Origin of the sequence: Streptomyces sp. B21-105, assembly GCF_036898465.1 — a bacterium.
Classification (GTDB): domain Bacteria; phylum Actinomycetota; class Actinomycetes; order Streptomycetales; family Streptomycetaceae; genus Streptomyces.
Genome location: NZ_JARUMJ010000001.1, coordinates 6,248,408 through 6,264,399, shown reverse-complemented (window position 1 = coordinate 6,264,399; position 15,992 = coordinate 6,248,408). Strand labels below are relative to the sequence as shown.

At 71.2% G+C, this 15,992-nt stretch carries 18 protein-coding genes and 1 tRNA gene; 8 read left to right on the top strand and 11 right to left on the bottom strand.

Features of this window, described 5'->3' with window-relative positions; all coding sequences use genetic code 11:
* Nucleotides 1–9: 9 nt before the first annotated feature.
* Complete coding sequence (gene nrtL / locus QA802_RS28435) at nt 10–1,077, bottom strand: ArgS-related anticodon-binding protein NrtL (protein WP_334528338.1); 1,068 nt, start codon at nt 1,075–1,077, stop codon at nt 10–12.
* 191 nt (nt 1,078–1,268) lie between these two features.
* Nucleotides 1,269–1,766, bottom strand: coding sequence for a response regulator (locus QA802_RS28430; protein ID WP_334528335.1), 498 nt, complete (start codon nt 1,764–1,766; stop codon nt 1,269–1,271).
* Between the two features lie 104 nt (nt 1,767–1,870).
* On the opposite strand from QA802_RS28430, the gene QA802_RS28425 reads away from it, so the two are divergent.
* Nucleotides 1,871–1,942, top strand: a tRNA-Arg gene (locus tag QA802_RS28425).
* A 342-nt stretch (nt 1,943–2,284) separates the two neighbouring features.
* Here QA802_RS28425 and QA802_RS28420 read toward each other — a convergent pair.
* The gene (locus tag QA802_RS28420; RefSeq protein ID WP_334528332.1) at nt 2,285–2,584 is read right to left on the bottom strand and encodes a helix-turn-helix transcriptional regulator; all 300 of its coding nucleotides are present in this window, start codon (nt 2,582–2,584) and stop codon (nt 2,285–2,287) included.
* A gap of 400 nt (nt 2,585–2,984) precedes the next feature.
* Here QA802_RS28420 and QA802_RS28415 point away from each other — a divergent pair, with 400 nt between their 5' ends.
* Genes QA802_RS28415 through QA802_RS28405 form a run of 3 tightly spaced genes read left to right on the top strand, consistent with a single transcriptional unit; the run spans nt 2,985 to nt 5,438 of the window.
* Nucleotides 2,985–3,422, top strand: coding sequence for a GntR family transcriptional regulator (locus QA802_RS28415; protein ID WP_334528329.1), 438 nt, complete (start codon nt 2,985–2,987; stop codon nt 3,420–3,422).
* A 4-nt stretch (nt 3,423–3,426) separates the two neighbouring features.
* Nucleotides 3,427–4,359: an ABC transporter ATP-binding protein gene (locus tag QA802_RS28410; RefSeq protein ID WP_334534950.1), complete on the top strand. Its 933-nt coding sequence runs from the start codon at nt 3,427–3,429 to the stop codon at nt 4,357–4,359.
* A complete protein-coding gene (locus QA802_RS28405; protein ID WP_334528326.1) occupies nt 4,356–5,438 on the top strand; it encodes an ABC-2 membrane transporter-related protein in 1,083 nt (360 codons plus the stop codon). The genes QA802_RS28410 and QA802_RS28405 overlap by 4 nt, the downstream gene beginning before the upstream one ends.
* A gap of 98 nt (nt 5,439–5,536) precedes the next feature.
* Here the strand turns inward: QA802_RS28405 and QA802_RS28400 are convergent, their stop codons facing one another.
* Nucleotides 5,537–5,752: a hypothetical protein gene (locus QA802_RS28400; protein ID WP_334528324.1), complete on the bottom strand. Its 216-nt coding sequence runs from the start codon at nt 5,750–5,752 to the stop codon at nt 5,537–5,539.
* A 405-nt stretch (nt 5,753–6,157) separates the two neighbouring features.
* Nucleotides 6,158–6,328, bottom strand: coding sequence for a hypothetical protein (locus QA802_RS28395; protein ID WP_334528321.1), 171 nt, complete (start codon nt 6,326–6,328; stop codon nt 6,158–6,160).
* A 424-nt stretch (nt 6,329–6,752) separates the two neighbouring features.
* Here QA802_RS28395 and QA802_RS28390 point away from each other — a divergent pair, with 424 nt between their 5' ends.
* Nucleotides 6,753–7,016, top strand: coding sequence for a CopG family transcriptional regulator (locus QA802_RS28390; RefSeq protein WP_334528318.1), 264 nt, complete (start codon nt 6,753–6,755; stop codon nt 7,014–7,016).
* On the top strand, nt 7,013–7,426 hold the full coding sequence (locus tag QA802_RS28385) for a PIN domain-containing protein (RefSeq protein WP_334528316.1): 414 nt from the start codon (nt 7,013–7,015) through the stop codon (nt 7,424–7,426). Before QA802_RS28390 ends, QA802_RS28385 begins: the two co-directional genes overlap by 4 nt.
* Nucleotides 7,427–7,651: 225 nt before the next feature.
* Here QA802_RS28385 and QA802_RS28380 read toward each other — a convergent pair whose 3' ends face one another.
* Both QA802_RS28380 and QA802_RS28375 read right to left on the bottom strand, forming a co-directional pair.
* A complete protein-coding gene (locus QA802_RS28380) occupies nt 7,652–7,879 on the bottom strand; it encodes a hypothetical protein (RefSeq protein ID WP_334528313.1) in 228 nt (75 codons plus the stop codon).
* 77 nt (nt 7,880–7,956) lie between these two features.
* Nucleotides 7,957–8,565, bottom strand: coding sequence for a hypothetical protein (locus tag QA802_RS28375; protein ID WP_334528310.1), 609 nt, complete (start codon nt 8,563–8,565; stop codon nt 7,957–7,959).
* A gap of 284 nt (nt 8,566–8,849) precedes the next feature.
* Here QA802_RS28375 and QA802_RS28370 point away from each other — a divergent pair, with 284 nt between their 5' ends.
* Nucleotides 8,850–9,494: a dihydrofolate reductase family protein gene (locus tag QA802_RS28370; RefSeq protein ID WP_334534948.1), complete on the top strand. Its 645-nt coding sequence runs from the start codon at nt 8,850–8,852 to the stop codon at nt 9,492–9,494.
* A gap of 27 nt (nt 9,495–9,521) precedes the next feature.
* Here QA802_RS28370 and QA802_RS28365 read toward each other — a convergent pair whose 3' ends face one another.
* Nucleotides 9,522–10,289, bottom strand: coding sequence for a hypothetical protein (locus QA802_RS28365; protein WP_334528307.1), 768 nt, complete (start codon nt 10,287–10,289; stop codon nt 9,522–9,524).
* 237 nt (nt 10,290–10,526) lie between these two features.
* Here QA802_RS28365 and QA802_RS28360 point away from each other — a divergent pair, with 237 nt between their 5' ends.
* Nucleotides 10,527–11,357: a hypothetical protein gene (locus tag QA802_RS28360; protein WP_334528304.1), complete on the top strand. Its 831-nt coding sequence runs from the start codon at nt 10,527–10,529 to the stop codon at nt 11,355–11,357.
* A 21-nt stretch (nt 11,358–11,378) separates the two neighbouring features.
* Here QA802_RS28360 and QA802_RS28355 read toward each other — a convergent pair whose 3' ends face one another.
* From QA802_RS28355 to QA802_RS28345, 3 genes are all read right to left on the bottom strand, one after another.
* Entirely contained in the window at nt 11,379–12,479 is a 1,101-nt protein-coding gene (locus QA802_RS28355; RefSeq protein WP_334528301.1) for a LacI family DNA-binding transcriptional regulator, read from the bottom strand.
* Nucleotides 12,480–12,801: 322 nt separating this feature from the next.
* Nucleotides 12,802–14,634 carry a glycoside hydrolase family 35 protein gene (locus tag QA802_RS28350; protein ID WP_334528298.1) on the bottom strand — a complete coding sequence of 611 codons (1,833 nt, stop codon included), beginning with the start codon at nt 14,632–14,634 and terminating at the stop codon, nt 12,802–12,804.
* A 77-nt stretch (nt 14,635–14,711) separates the two neighbouring features.
* Nucleotides 14,712–15,917, bottom strand: a complete 1,206-nt coding sequence (locus tag QA802_RS28345; protein ID WP_334534946.1) for an MFS transporter — start codon at nt 15,915–15,917, stop codon at nt 14,712–14,714.
* Between the last annotated feature and the right edge of the window lie 75 nt (nt 15,918–15,992).

The window sequence follows — 15,992 nt, the reverse complement described above, 5'->3', positions numbered from 1 at the left end:
CGTGCTCTTTCAGAGGTGATCGGGTGCGTCGATACCGAGCAGGGACAGGCCGCCGGCCAGCACCGCCCCGGCGGCTTCGGCAAGCGCGAGCCGGGCACGGTGGGCGGCCGAGGGTTTCTCCTCACCACGGGGAAGGACGGCGGGAAGCAGGACGAGGGTCGCGTCGGCCAGCGCCAGAAGGTGCCGGGCGAGACGGGAGGGAGCGCCGGCGTCGAGACCGGGGGTGACCGGCTGCGGGGCGTCGGTCACGGTCGTCGCGAGGATGCGGGGGTAGTCCGCGAGAAGGGGAAGCAGGCCGTGGGCGTGGGCTTCGGCTTGGGCTTCGGACGGCACCCGAAGTCGGAAATCGGCTTCGTGCGGGCCGGGTCCGTGCGGGCCGGCGTCGGACCACGGTCCGAACCCGAGATCGGCGGCGTTGCGACGCACGGCCCGGGTGCGGGCGTGGGCGTAACGGACCCGGAAGAGAGGATTGCTCTCCCGCTGGACCAGATGATCGGCGGTGATCCGGGGCCGGTCGTGCGGGGCCGGATGGAGCAGGGCCCAGCGGGCGGCGTCGAGGCCGAGCGGCGCGGGGTCCTCGAGGGCGGGCACGGGCCGCAGGGTGACGGGCCCGTCGTGACTGATGTCGACGCGTCCGCCCTGCGCCGCGACGATCCGCGCGAGCGCGTCGGCGATGACCTCGGCCCGCACCTCGTACGGCACCCGCACCGAGAAGACCTGCCCGGCGAGCCGGTCACCGTGCCCGTAACGCGGTCCCTCACCGAGGACCCGCCGGACGAGGACCCCGGCGGCGGAACCGTCGAGGCTGAGGTTGAGAAACCCCGGCCCGGTGATCTCGACGCGGGCGACCCCTTCGGACTCGGCCAGATAGGACCGGAGCACCTCGGCGACACGGAGCGGGGGCTGCCCGGCCGGCCGGGCGAGCTGCAGGGCGATGCTGGTGGCGTAGTCCCCACGCCCACCGGGCCCCGGCGGCGTGACCACGGCACGCACAGGCACGGGCACGCTGAGCTCCCCGGCCTGAACGGCACGACGCACCGCGCACAGCACGGTACGGGAGAGCTCGACGGGGGTCACGGGACAAGCGTAGGGGAGGAGGGGGGTGGGTAGGCGAGCAGGTTTGCGAGAGGTCCGCGATGTGGACGCCGCCCCGGAGAAAAGGGGCGAGAGAACGCGCCCCTCACACCAAGCACATCGCACGCCATCCCGCCCGAAGCCCCTACAAAGGGCAGCCCCGACCCGACCCGCTCAGCACAACGGCACAGCCTCTAGTCGGTCATGGGTCCCGCGCCGGACCCGCCGCCCGTCCCGGCCCCCACGCCCTCCCCCGCACCGCTCTCCCGATCCATCAAGGTCCGAATGATCGCGACGAGTTCGACGGGATCGAAGGGCTTGGCGAGGAACGCGTCGACGCCGACCTCGAGACCGGCCTCCACCTCGAACTGCGTACAGGCGCTGATGATGGCGAGCGGAAGATCGCGGGTCCGTGGATCGTTACGCAGTCGAGCGGCCGTCCGCAACCCGTCGAGCCGGGGCATGGCGACATCGAGGGTCACGAGATCGGGTCGCACCTGATGGACGACTTCCAGACACTCGACACCATCGGACGCGGTCACGACCTCGATGCCCTCCAGCTCGAGATTGACCCTGATCAGCTGCCGGATGACCTTGTTGTCATCGACAACAAGCACCCGGCCCGACGCGCCTGGCACACCTCGAGAGTAGGTCGGGACCGGCCACCGCGTCCGGGTTTTCCCCACTTCCATCCCCCGCGGACGACGCTCCGGCCCGCAGAAACCCGTTCATGAACACCCCGAGGGAGCTGGTAGTGTTCTACCCGTCGCCGCGAGCAACACCTCACGACCGACACGCCCCCGTAGCTCAGGGGATAGAGCAACGGCCTCCGGAGCCGTGTGCGCAGGTTCGAATCCTGCCGGGGGCACCTTGCACGAGGTGCCCAAAGACCCCGCCGCCAGCGCTTTCGCTGAGGACGGGGTCTTGGCGTATGTGCAGCGGTGTGCCGCTCGGAGCGGCCGTCTGTCGGGTGCTGTGGACTATGCGTGGACTGGCCGCAGGGTAGGAATCCGCAGGTCGGGCCCTCGTTGCGCACGCGGGCGTCTTGACGTTCAAGAGTGCACGACGCAGACCCACCGCTACGAGACTGAGGCTGCGCTGTAACTGATCTTGTGGTCGGCTTACCTGTGATCATTGGCGTGGGGTGGGCCCTGGCAACGGGGATACCCAGGACGACTCCGACCCCATGATCCCACCAGCCGTCAGGCGATCATTTCGCTTGCTGGCGCCCCTTGTTCTGGCCGATCCTGTCCACGCGGCGAGCGAGGAGGACAGCGTGGGAGGTCGACTCGTCGAGATCGAGAGCCAGCGACAACCGACCCAGCACGTCGAGGCTGGGAACCATGCGCCCGTTCTCCACCTTGGACACGGTCGGTTGCCAGGAGCGGCAACAGGTCCGACGTCTGGAACATCTGGTGCTCAGCCATCGTGGCCCGCAGACAAACTCCTTGCCCAGCGGCTCGCGGCCGGCCTCCACCGGCCGCGTGCGGCCGGCGTAGGCAGCGGCCAACGCGCGGTCCTGCCGTACGAGAGCGGGGCGTCGTCGCCATGCTCCGCCGGCCGGCGGTCGACCGGGCGAAGAAGTCGTCCTCAAAAAGGTGCCGCCGGCGAACTGCTGGGGGTCAGCGCAGCCGGTCCTCGGCCTTGCAGTACGCCCCTGCGAAGGGCAGGAACCAGGCGATGCCGGCGTAGAACGGGCCGGAACCTTGGGAATCCGAAGCCGCGCCTGGGTCGATCCTCACCCCGGCCATCTGCGGGCTGACGCGCCACTCGCCTCGTCCTCGCCTCGTCCTTCCCCCCTTGCTCTCCCCTGGTCTGTCTCCGGACCGTTCCCGAACCCCGTTGACAACGGCCACCACTCCCTTCCATCATCATTCCACTAATCACATAGTGGAATGATGATGGAAGGGATGGTGGCCGTGGAGTACCGCATCGACAGGCGGAGCGGGGTCCCCGCCTTCCAGCAGATCGTGCAGCAGACCAAGCAGGCCCTGCGGCTGGGCGTACTGGTGCCGGGCGACCGGCTGCCCACCGCCAAGGAGGTCTCCGAGACGAGCGCGGTCAACCCGAACACCACCCTCAAGGCGTACCGCGAGCTGGAGCGCGAGGGCCTGGTCGAACCGCGACCGGGCCAGGGCACCTTCGTACGCCGCACGCTGGGCCGCCCCGAGACGGGCACCGACTCGCCGCTGTACGGGGAGTTGGTGGCGTGGATGGCGAAGGCGGCCGGGGCCGGTCTGGAGCAGGAGGACGTGGCCGCGCTGGTCGCGTCGGCGCTGGAGAAGCAGTACGCCCCCGGGACCACGGCGGTCGCGGGGGGCAGGACAACGAGGAGCACAGGTGAGTGACGTCATGTACGCGGGGGAGCCGGCGCTTGAGGCACACGGACTGGGGATGCACTACCGGCGGGGCTGGGCGCTGCGGGACTGCACCTTCCGGCTTCCGGCGGGCAGGATCTGCGGGCTGGTCGGCCCCAATGGGGCGGGCAAGACCACGTTGCTGAACATCGCGGCCCATGTCCTGAAGCCGACGCAGGGCTCGCTCAGTCTGTTCGGCGAGACGCCGGGCTCGGTGGAGTCCGGCCGGCGTACGGCCTTCCTCGCGCAGGAGAAGCCGTTGTTCCGTCGCTTCACCGTGGCGGAGACCCTGCGGCTGGGGCGGGAGCTGAACCCCGGCTGGGACCAGCGCGCCGCCGAGGACATCGTCCGTGCGGGCAACGTGCCCTTCGACGCGAAGATCAGCACCCTCTCCGGCGGCCAGCGCACCCGCGTCGCCGTCGCCCTGGCCTTCGGCAAGCGCCCTGACCTGCTGCTGCTCGACGAGCCGATGTCGGACCTCGATCCGGTCGTGCGCCACGAACTCATGGGCACCCTCCTCGCCGAGGCCGGCGAGCGCGGCACCACCGTGGTGATGTCGACCCACGTACTCGCCGAGCTGGAGAACGTGTGCGACTTCCTCGTCGTCGTCTCCGGCGGCGGAGTGCGCGTCGCCGGTGACATGGACGAGCTGATGACCATGCACACCGTGGTCACCGGGGCCAGGGAGGGCGAGGGCCTGCCCGACTCCCTCGGGTACCACACCCTCGTCGAGGTCCGGACCAGCGGACGGCAGTTCACCGCGCTCATCCGCCCGGAGGGCCCGGTCACCGGCCCCTGGGAGGTGGCCGCCCCGAGCATGGAGGAACTCCTGCTCGCCTATCTCCGCTCACCCGACGCGCCACCGCTGATCACTCCCACTGCCCAGGTCCAGAGCCAGGCGTTCGGCACCGGGACGGTGGCGGCATGAGCACCTTCACCAACCCCTCGACCGACGGCAGGAACGGGACGGCGAACCGGACGATGAACGCGACGAAGAACGGACCCAGGCACGGGGCCGGGAACGCGAGCACCACGGAGGCCACCCGGCGCCCCCGCCTGAGCGGCATGACCTGGCTGGTCTGGCGCCAGCACCGGGCCGCGTTCTGGACCATGATCGCCGCCACCGCGCTCTGCGCGGCCTGGATGATCTACCAGCGCGCCCAGATGATGGACTTCCTCAACGCCTACGGCTTTCCCGCCAAGAACCTCGACGACGCGGAGAAGGAGTTCGAGCCCTACATCGGCGCGTTCACTTCCGTCACCACGGGTCTCACGGCGATACCCGTCATACTCGGTGTCCTCCTCGGCGCCCCGCTGCTCGCAGGCGACCTGGAGAACGGCACGGCCAAGCTGATCGCCGCCCAGTCCGTGAGCCGCAACCGCTGGCTCGCCACGAAGCTGGCGCTGACCGGGCTGGCGGTGACGGTGACCACGGTCACGCTGTCGGCTGTGTTCGCCTGGTGGTGGAACCCCATCAAGCTCCATTACCTGGACATCGACTGGACCTCCCGGGAGTTCTTCAACACCACGGGCCCCGCGCCCGTCGCCCTCTCCCTCCTCTCCGTGTTCGGCGGGGTGCTGATCGGTGTGATCCTGCGCCGCACGCTGGCGGCCATGGTCGTGACCCTCGGATTCACCGTCGCCCTCCAGGCCGTCTGGGGCTACTTCAAGCTGTCGCTCGGCGACATCGTCACAGCCACCAGCAAGCCGGTCAGTCCCGGCACTCCGATCACCTTCCCCTCGGTGCCCAGCACCGCGCACTGGCTCGACACCTCGTATGTCAGCGGCAGCGGGAAACTGTTCGACTTGACCACGTGTACGGAAATGCCGACGGAGGAGGCGACTACGTCGTGCATGAAGAAAGCGGACATCGTCGGCGCGTCGATCGACTACATCCCCATATCCCAAATGAGCAGTATGCAGTGGTTCGGGGCGTCGATTCTGTTCGCCCTGACGGCCGGCGTCGTGGCGTTCCTCTTCTTCTGGGGTCGTAAGCGGCTCGTCTGAGGAGCCGTCGCGCCACCGCGATCACCGAAGGCGGTGAGCAGGTGAGACTTCGGCCCTCCCCCTGCTCACCGCCGCCACCCTCGGTGAGGCGAGGACCGTCAGCCTTCCCGGAGTCGCGCTATGACGTCGTCCAGGGGTACGGCCACGGCCCGTGCGACGTTGCTCCAGTCGTCCTTGACGCGGCTGAGGAGGTAGCCGCGTCGTTCCGGTACGTGCTCCGCGCGCCAGTTCGTGATCAGCGCGCGCAGCGTGAGCCGCCGCCGAGAACGGCTGCACTCCTGGGGCATCGACGTGGCGGTGGGAGAACGACTCATTGAGGTCTTCGCGGCCTTAGCCACGCCGTCGCGGTGGATACTTCCCTGCCCGCATCAGAGTTCGCACCCCTGCCCCTCAGCGCCGTGGCCGACTCGGCGACCGGCAAGCAAGACTTCGAACTACTCGCCGGGATCCCGGACACCTTCGCCGACGACCGCGACGACATGGCAATCAAAGTCTTCCGCCTGTACGCCTGCAGGCGGCAGACCAGTCTTCAGCTCCTTCGGCTGGGCACGGAAGGAAGGCCGCCCTCGGTGCCTCAGGCGGGACCGGGATCGAAGGCCTCGTGCCCACCGGCCCGGCGCCAGATGACGTGTGGCTCACCTTCACGGAGTTCATCTCCGTACTGCCAGGTGGCGCGCCAGTCGGGTGCCCAAGTCATCTCCATGATGGGTTGCTCGCCGTCAGTCCTCGTGGCGGGTCGTGGGCCCAGCCGCGATGTCCTCGCCGGCCTCGCGCTCACCGGCCTGCCACCGCTCCGTCCAGAACCATGCCTGGTCGGTGCGGATCTTCCTCAGTCCGTGAACGGTCTCGTCCCGGGTCTTCGCCGCGATCAGCGGCCACCTCGTCTCCATGTACTCCAGAGCAAAGGCATACCAGCCGGCTCCAGCCGCGCGACCCTGTGACGAGCCACGACCGATCCCTTCAGGGGACTCATCCGCAACGCCTTGTCGAACGGCACGGAGGAGCACCGTGCCCAGGCATCGGCCAGGGCCCTGACATCCGTCGCACCCGCCGTGCGCCGGCCGGCCACGGCCCTTCCTCGACGTCTCCGGCCGGGGCAGCCGCGCGCCTGAGATGTCGGGTCCCTCATGACGTCCACCGCCTCTCTGACGCGTGAACATCCCGGAATGCCCATATCAAGCCCGGCAGCAACAACGCCCTGGAGTCCCGCCGTACGCCCAAACCCAGATGCGAACTCGCGTCGGACCAGCACCGCGGCGACTCTCTCTGCCGACCCCATCCGGCCAAGGGAGGATGAAAGGTAGGATAGGTAGCATGAGCGAGCTTACCGGCAAGTACTCGATCACCATGCCGCGCGATATCGCCGAAGCAGCCAAGGCCCGCAGTGGCCCCTCCGGGCTGTCCGCTTACGTCGCCGCAGCCGTCGCCCGCCAGATCGAGCGGGACAACCTCAACGAACTCATCACGGTGGCGGAGGCCGAACACGGCCCCATTTCCGACGAAGAGATTCAGGCTCTGCGCGACCAACTCCACCAAGCCCGAGAGCAGCAGACCCAAGGCGGAGTGAACGCCGCGTGACCCCCTCCCCCGCCAACCCCGGCGGCACCCTGGTCCTCGACAGCGAAGGGCTGGCCAAGGCAGTCCTGCGCGACCGCACGGTCACCGGCTGGCTCGCCCTCGCCCGCGCCGACGACCTACGGGTGATCACTTCCGCAGCCACCCTCGTGGAAGTGATCCACCCACGGATCAATCGCCCAGCTCTGGAATGGACCCTGTCCCGCCTCGTCATCGAACCGGTCACCGAGTCCATCGCCCGTCACGCCGCTGCCCTCCTCGCCAACGCCGGCCTGCACGGTCACAAGTACGCCGTCGACGCCATGCTCAGCGCCACGGCGCTGGCCGCCCCCGGCCCCGTCACCGTTCTCACCTCCGACCCCGAGGACCTCGCCACGCTCTGCCGCGGGCGCGTCACCGTCATCAAGATCTGAGGGCACACCGCCCGCCTGATCAATCACGATGCCCACACCTGCATACAGCCGGGTCAGCCTCGAGTCATCGCCCCCGGAAGCCGGAAACTCGGTATGGGCACACGCCCCCGGCCATCAGGCCGAGAAGCCGTAGGACGTGCCCACGCGCCCCGAAACGCCTCCCCATACGGCGGAACTGGCGAGCATCAGACTGAAGTTCGCCACAAGACGACTAAACAGAGCATTTCAGACCCTGGTCATCTCCGCGAAGGCCACGCCCGGCCGGGCGGGTGAGGACCCGGCGGTGTCGGCGTGGCCGCTCCCCGGTCCGTCGGCGCCCCTCTTCTCGGTGCCGCAGGCGGTGAGGGCCAGCGCGGCGAGCGCTGCCGACGCGAGGGTTGCCGACGCGAGCGCTCGTCGCGTGCGGCGCGGGGAGCGGGCGACCGTGCCGGTGGATGCGGAGGTTCGTCTCATGCGCCAAGTCTGTGAGCGGGCCACGGCCGCCACATGAGTTCGTGTACTCACCTCGTCGGCAGGTGCGGTCTACGGGTCTACGCATCGGGTTCGGTGGTCGACAGGGGGGTGCGGAGAGCGTGGTGCAGTCGGGCGGAGGTGTCGATGTCGAGGCCCAGCCTCGCGTGGCGCAAGGACGCGCTGTGCTGACGGATCAGGGTCAAGTCACTCAGCTGGCGCTGCAATTCGGCGGTGAGGGTTTTCTCGTTCCGGTCGGCTGCGGTGCCGTCGGCCGTGTGCGGGTGCTCGTCCGCGGCTTCGACGGCGCGGCTGCTGACGACCGGGATCGGATCGCCGGTGCCGAACAGGTAGGCCACGGCGGTGTGGAGTACGGCGGCCGCGGCCGGCTCGTCGGCGTCACCGGGGCCGGTCCGCCCGTCGTTGTGGCAGTACTCGCTCAGCAGGTGCTCGCCCAGCCCGTGCTTGATCTCTCCGAACGCCGACGCATTGCCCAACGCGCCTTCCCACAGGGCGTTGAGCATCGGCCGCAGGCTGAGGGCGTACTCCGCCTGCTCATGGGCCGGCAGCGCCTCCTGGGCCCGCATCAGCCGCTCGGCCACCCCGACGGCGAACACCACGCGCTCGTCCGGGGACGCGTCCGCCAGGCGGTCCGCCACCTCGTCCTGCAACTCCTGCCAGGTCGTCATCCGCGCCCACCCCAGTCGTGACCGATCACCTGACGACGACACTAGCCGCAGCGTGGCCGGACGGGGTGACCTGCGGTGACGCCGGCGGCTGGGTTTCGCCGGGTCGGGACGCGGCCCGTGTCCTATCGTGAGGTGAGAGGGAGTGCCGGTGCGGTGTCCCGGTTGCCGGGCGGGCGGACGACGGCCTCGGAGGTCGGTGCCGTCGCGGCGATGAGTTCGCCCGGGTCCACAGGTCTACCTGCCGACCGAGACAGACGGAACTCGTGACTCATCGGGAGCAGGGCATGGGCCTCATCGACATCGAGCTGTTCGCATCGCTGGACCTCGTCGCGCAGTCACCCGGCGGCCCGGACGAGGACCCGGAGGGGTTTCCGCTCGGCGGCTGGCAGGCGCCACTGCTGGACGAGGTCGCCGGAGCGCAGATCGGCGCCGCCTACGAGGGCACGGACGCCCTTCTGCTCGGCCGGCGGACGTACGACATCTTCGCCGCGTACTGGCCGCACCAGAAGGGCGGCGTGGACAACGAGATCGCCACGCTCTTCAACAGCGTCCCGAAGTACGTCGCCTCCCGCGGCACGCCCGACCTCTCGTGGGCGGGGTCGACGCACCTCGGCCCGGACCTGGTCGGCGCGGTGCGCGAGATCCGCGACCGGCACGAGCACGTGAAGGTCGTCGGCAGCCTCGACCTGGTGCAGACGCTTCTGCGCGAGAAGCTCTTCGACCGTATCGACCTCTGGGTGCATCCGATCGTGCTCGGCGTCGGGAAGAAGGTGTTCGACGGTGGCGCGGTGCCCACCAACGTCACGCTCCTCGAACCGCCGGCGGCCAGTCCGACGGGCACCGTGTACCTGCGCTACGGACTGGCCGAGGGCACGCCCCGGACGGGGGACATGAGCGCGCCCGACCGCGGCCTCGGGCGCGACGACTGAGGCCGCTGCCGAGCGCGCGGCCGGGTGTCAGTAGCGGTGGTTGGGCCAGTGGGGGTCCGTCCAGCGGGCCTCGTCGGTGAGGGCGAGCAGACGTATCCGGTGCCGCAGGTCCGGCGGTGCGTCCGACGTGCGGAGTCGGGTCGCGGCGTGGCCGAGCAGCCAGCCGACCAGTTCGGCGCGCAGTTCCTCCTCGTCGTGCTCGTGCCAGTGGACGTACCACGGCAGGCTGTCTCCCAGGAGCTCGTACTCCCACTCCGCGACCGCCTCGGCGAGACGTCGGTCGCTGAGGCTCCCGGTGTGCGCTTCCCAGTCGGCGAGCCATGGGCCCAGCGTTCCGGACGCCTCGGCGCACAGGACGAAGACCTCGTGCGCCGGGACGGGCGCGTCCGGGTCGGTGAGGCTACGCACCCACCAGGCGTGCAGGAACTCGCGTACGGCGTCGGCCTGTTCGTCGGGCCACTGCTGCCAACGGCCGCGGGCGAAGGAGTAGCCGGCCTCTTCCACCTCGTACCGCTGTCGCACGTGGCCGGCGACGAGCGCCGTGGCGAACTGCGGCAGGATCCGACGCAGCACGGCCGCGTGATCGTCCCAGTCGACGGCCTGCCAGGTCCGCCGCAGGAGGTCCGGCTCCAGTTCCACGTCCGGGGTCTTGAGGAGGGAGTCCTCCTCCGCGCTGCCCCAGTGGCATGGGCAGTTGTGCTCGTCCGGATGTGCGGTCATGCCGCGGAAGACGTCGGAGAGGTCGTCCAGGGCGACGCCGAGGCGGCGGCGTGCGGCGAGATGCGTGCGGTGCATGAGGTGCCCGGCCTTCGAGGACTCCGGGCGGCTTGCGCCGGCCGAAGATCGTCACGCTACACGGCGCGGTGGGCGCGGTGGGGCTTTACCGGCGTTCGCGTGGCACGGACGGTGGGGCGGGCGGTGGGGTGGAGAACCGTGGGGGCGGTGGGTGCGTCTCAGGCTTTCGCAGGGCGGCTTGCGGTTGCCGCGTGTTCTGGTTCGCGGTGCGATGCGGCACCGTGCGGGAGGGTGGCCATGGCGTTGGCGATGTGCCCGTTGTGCAGCGACGATGAGGACATCGAGCTGGTTCGCGGGCTCGAGGGCGGGCGTCGGCTCGTCAGGCATCGATGCGGTTTCGAGTGGGAGCACGGCGCACTCGCCGAGCCGAGGAAGCAGCCGCCCCGCTCCTTCGCCGACCTCAAGGCGCGTTTCCCGAAAGCCGAGGACGTGGAGCCCGGAGTGCTGGAACGCGTCGACCGGCTCAAGGCCCGCTACCTCGCCACCCGGCCGGACTTCGATCCCGAGGTGGCGGCCTACTGGGAGAAGTACCGGAGGATCTTCTCCCGTGAAGGGCTGTACGCGTGCGATCCGCGATCCCTCAAGGACTTCGCGAACTCCGACGTCGGAGCGCACCCCGGCAACCAGGCCACGTTCAACAGCGCGTGGAACGCCCTCGGCGACGACGCGGCCGCCGAGTCGACCCGGCAGACGGTCGAGTACCTCCTTCACGGACCGGACGACGTACCGCGCGAGGACCGGCTGGACCACCTGCTGAGCGGGGCGAAGCCGTTCGCCATGACGGGCTTCAAGGAGGCCCTCCTCACCAGGGTGCTCTGCGTGATGGAGCCGGAACGCTTTCTGTCGATCCTCAAGTACACGACGGAGGCGGGCGGCAAGCGGGAGATCGCGCGGATCGTCTACGGACTGGAGCTGCCCGCACCGGAGTCGGTGAACTGGACCCTCGGCCGGCTCATCTTCTGGAGCAACGACCTTCTGCACACCCTCGCCGGCGACGGGTTCGCCAACCAGCAGCACGCCGCCGCGTTCCTGTGGTGGGCGAAGGACCGGATCGACGAACCCGCGTGAGGTGACGGGCGGTCCGGCCGGTCAGACGGCGGCGTGCGTGGCGCCGCGGCGGGGCGGGACGGTCGTGCTGTGCCGGACCCGCAGGTCGACCGGGACGACGGTGAGGGAGGGCTCCGGTGCCGCTGAGGGACGGGGCGGGGCGTCGATCCGGGCCAGGAGGACGCGCAGGGCGATGGTGCCGATGTCGGTGAAGTCGGTGCGGATCGTGGTCAGCGGGGGAAGGAAGTGGGCGGCTTCCGGGATGTCGTCGTAGCCGACCACGCTGACGTCCTCGGGGACGCGACGGCCCGCCTCGTGGAGCGCGCGCAGGACACCGAGGGCCATCTGGTCGTTCGAGACGAAGACCGCGGTCAGGCCCGGGTCCTGCGCCAGTTCACGGCCACGGTCGTAGCCGGAGTCCGCGCTCCAGTCGCCGATGAGGGGGGCGTGGACCTCGGCGCCCGCCGCCTCGAGTGTGGCGCGCCAGCTGTCCGCCCGGCGGTCCGCCGACGTCCAGCCCGTCGGGCCGGCGAGGTGGCGGACCGTGGGGTGGCCGAGGGAGAGCAGGTGCCGCGTCGCCTTGCGGGCGCCGGTGAGCGCGTCGGAGGTGACCGTGGGGGTGCCGTCGCCGAGGTCGTTGTCCATGACGACCAGGGGGGTGTCCAGGTGGGCTTCCGCGAGGGCGCGTGCCAGCCGGACCTGGGGGGCGATCGCGATCACGCCGTCCGCGCCCTCCGCCGACAGCCGGTCGGCGGCCCGCACCACCGTGTCCCGGTCCGCGGTGTCCAGCGCGATCGAGCTCACCAGGTAGCCCGCCTCCTGCGCCGCCGTGTTGATCGCGGTCAGGGTCGAGGCGGGGCCGTAGCGGGCCGCGTCGAACGAGATCACGCCGAGCATCCGGGTACGGCCGCTGGCCAGCGAGCGGGCGCTGCTGCTGGGGCGGTAGCCGAGGGTGCGCATCGCCGTCCGGACCGCCTCCCTCGTCTCGTCGCGGACGGCCGGGTGGTCGTTGAGCACCCGGGAGACCGTCTGCTTGGAGACGCCCGCCAGTTTCGCGACGTCGTCCATCACCGGGCGGGCTCCGGCGAAGTTGCGTCTGCTGCGTCCCCTGGGAGCCGGGCCGTCGGCAGCGCTACCGGTCATGGTGGGGGCTTCTTCCTGTGGACTGGGCGGGACTGGGCTGGGCTGGCCGGTCTGGGCGGACTGGGCTGGGCTGGCCGGTCTGGGCGGACTGGGCTGGGCTGGCCGGTCTGGGCGGAGGAGCCCGCGCGGGGCGGGTGCGGGCTCCGCTTGCGGGGCGGGCGCGTCCGGGCAGGCAGTCGTGCTGGACCGCCCGGCGGATCCACAGGATAGGCCGGGCGGCGGGGGGACAGGTGAGTGGGCGGAGGTGAGGGTGGGGTGGGGTGGCCTGAGGTGGGGGCGAGGTGGAGTGGGGGTGGGGGTGGGGCGCGGAGTGGGGGGTGGGTCAGGGGCCTGTCGGGCCCAGGTCGGGGACTTCGGTCAGGTGGGCGGCGGACGTCGTGGCGCCGTGCAGTTCGAGGAGGACGAGCTCGTTGACGCCCCTGCGCAGGACCGGAGCGGGGACGTACAGGGTGCGCTGGGGGCCGCGGTTCCAGTAGCGGCCGAGGTGGAAGCCGTTGATCCAGGCCTGGCCCTTCGTCCAGCCGGGGAGGGAGAGGAAGGCGTCGGCCGGGGTCGCCACGTCGAAGGTGCCGTGGTGGAAGGCGGGCCCGGCGGAGGCGAAGGCCTCGGGGACGGGGATGCGGGGGGTGAGGGTCCCGGTGCCGGGGGCAGTGGTCTCGGGGGCGGCGGGCCCGGTCGTGGGGTGGGCGGCGGTGAGGGTGGCCGTGGAGGGGGCGTCGTCGAGCGGGAGGGCGTGGCAGTCCCAGTCCTGCAGGGGACGTCCCATGAAGGTGACCGGGCCCAGCAGGCCCTTCGGGACGCCGATGCGGGGCCCGTAGTTGACCCGGCCCATGTTCTCCACGAGCACGTCGAGGACGGCGTCCGCGCGCGGGACGTGGACCGGCAGGGTCTCCTCGTAGCGCTCGCGCTCCAGGACGCCGGCCGGGGCGCCGTCCAGGAAGACCTGCGCCCGGTCCCCCACTCCCCCCTCGAAGTGCAGCAGGCCGTGCCCAGGGGTGGGGACGGTCGTCCGGTACAGGGTGTAGCCGGCGCGCCGTCCCATGTCGTCTGCGGAGAGCGGGTCCGTGGCGCGGACCGGGCGGCCGGCCGGCGGGATGAGGGGCGTGCGGCGGGTCAACCCGACCGTGGTCGGGGGGAGTTTGGGCGACGGCGCCGGGACCGGCTCGTCCGGGACCGGGGCGTGGCGGGCGATGACCTCGCGGAAGGCGTGGTACTTCGGGCCCGGGTCGCCGCTCTCGGTGAGCGGGGCGTCGTAGTCGTAGGAGGTGACGGTGGGCACGTAGGCGTGGTGGTGGTTGGCGCCGTTGGTGTAACCGAAGTTGGTGCCGCCGTGGAACATGTAGATGTTGACGGAGGCGCCCGCGGAGAGGAGCCGGTCCAGGTCGGCGGCGGCGTCCTCGGCGTCCCTCCCGTGGTGCGGGCCGCCCCAGTGGTCGAACCAGCCGATCCAGAACTCCGAGCACATCAGGGGGCCTTCGGGCTGTGCCTCGCGGAGCCGCCGCAGCGACTCCTCCACCCGGCTGCCGAAGGTGCCGGTGGCCAGGACGCCGGGCAGCGTCCCGTTGCGGAGGTGGTCGCCTGCGGTCTGGTCGCAGGTGAAGAGCAGTTCCTCGACGCCCCGGGAGCGCAGGGCGTGCTCGATGTGCTTGAGGTAGGCGACGTCGTCGCCGTACGCCCCGTACTCGTTCTCCACCTGCACGGCGATGACGGGGCCGCCGGACGCCGCCATGTACGGCAGGAGCGGCGGGAGGAGGAGGTCCAGGTAGCGGTCGACGGCGTCCGTGAAGCGGGGGTCGCTGGTGCGCAGGCGGATGTCGGGGTCGGCGGTGAGCCAGTGGGGCAGGCCGCCGCCGTCCCACTCGGCGCAGATGAAGGGGCCGGGGCGGAGGAGGACGTGCAGGCCCTCGGCCGCGGCGAGGCGGAGGAAGCGGGGCAGGTCGAGCAGGCCGTCGAGGACCAGGGTGCCGGGTTCGGGCTGGTGGAGGTTCCAGGGGAGGTACGTCTCGACGGTGTTCAGGCCCATCAGGCGGGCCTTGCGCAGCCGGTCGGCCCACTGGTCGGGGTGGACGCGGAAGTAGTGCATCGCCCCGGAGAGGATGCGGAAGGGGGCGCCGTGGAGGAGGAAGCCGTCGGAGGTGGTGGCGAGGGCGGGCATGAGGTCCCTTCGGTGGGGTGGGCGAGGGGTGGGGCAAAGGGGGTGGGGCAAAGGGGGTGGGTGCGTTCCGGGTTTCCTCAGGGGGACGGTCGGCGTGTCGTCCGGGTGAGCCAGAGGGTGGCCGCCAGGCAGACGGCTGAGACGGCCGCGAGGATGAGGGGGACGTCCCGGACGCCCGACCACTCGATGATCTTGCCGAGGGCCGGGCCCGCCGCCACGCCGCCCAGCATGGACGCGGCCATGACTATCGCCCCGGCCCGGCGGGCGCTGGGGGCGGCCCGGCTGAGCCAGGGCAGGCCGGTGGGGAAGATCGGGGCGATGAAGAGGCCGACGCCGGCGTAGGCGTAGGGGGCGAAGTCCGGGATCGCCGCCAGGAGGAGGCAGGCCGTCATGCCGGCGCAGGAGACGGTGATGATCGTCTGGGCGGAGAAGCGCAGGGCGATCGGGGCGGCCAGGAAGCGGCCGACCGTCATCATCAGCCAGTAGACGCTGGTCGCGGTGGCGGCCGCGCCCGCGCCGTAGCCGACGGACTCCAGGTGGGTGGGTTCCCAGCCGCCCACGCCCGCCTCGATGCCCACATGCAGGACGTAGAGGGTGACGAACACGGCGAGGACGGAGCGCAGGGCGGCCCCGACCGGCGTGCCGGCCCCGGTGTCGCCGGCCCCCGCGTCGGCGGCTCCGGTATCGGCGGACGTGGGCTGCGGGGCGTGGTTCTTGACGCCTCGCAGGCAGAACAGCAGGGGGATGTTGGCTACGGCGAAGGCCAGGAAGAGGGCCGGATAGTGCTCGGCGCCGACGGCGCCGAGCAGGGCCGGGCCCAGGATCGCGCCGATGCCGAAGTGGGCGTTGAGGATGTTGAGCATCGCCGTCGAGCGGCGGCCGAAGCCCCTCGCGAACAGCCGGTTGAGGCCGTAGTCGATGCCGCCGAAGCCGATGCCGGCGAGGAGGGCGGCGAGGAGGGCGACGGGCCAGTCGGGGGCGAGGGCGAACCCTGCGGCCCCGGCCGCCATCAGCAGGTACGCGACGGCGAGGATCCGGCGGTTGCCGGTGCGTCCGAAGCGGCGGTCGAAGAGGAGGACGCCGGCGACCCCGCCCGCGAAGTGGGCGCTCAGGCCGAGGCCCGCGGCGGAGGGGGAGAGTCCGAACTCCTCGCGGAGCGCGGGGATCGACGGTCCGTAGAGGGCCTGGAGCACGCCGATGAGCACGAATCCGAAGCAGGACGCGACCACGGCGGACGTCGTGAAGACGGGGCCGGCGTCCACACCGCCAGGGCCGGCCTCCAGGCCACCAGGGCCTGCTTCGGCTTCGACTGCGGGTGCGTGTGCGGGTTCGGCCGGCCCGGCCTCGACCGCGGCGGC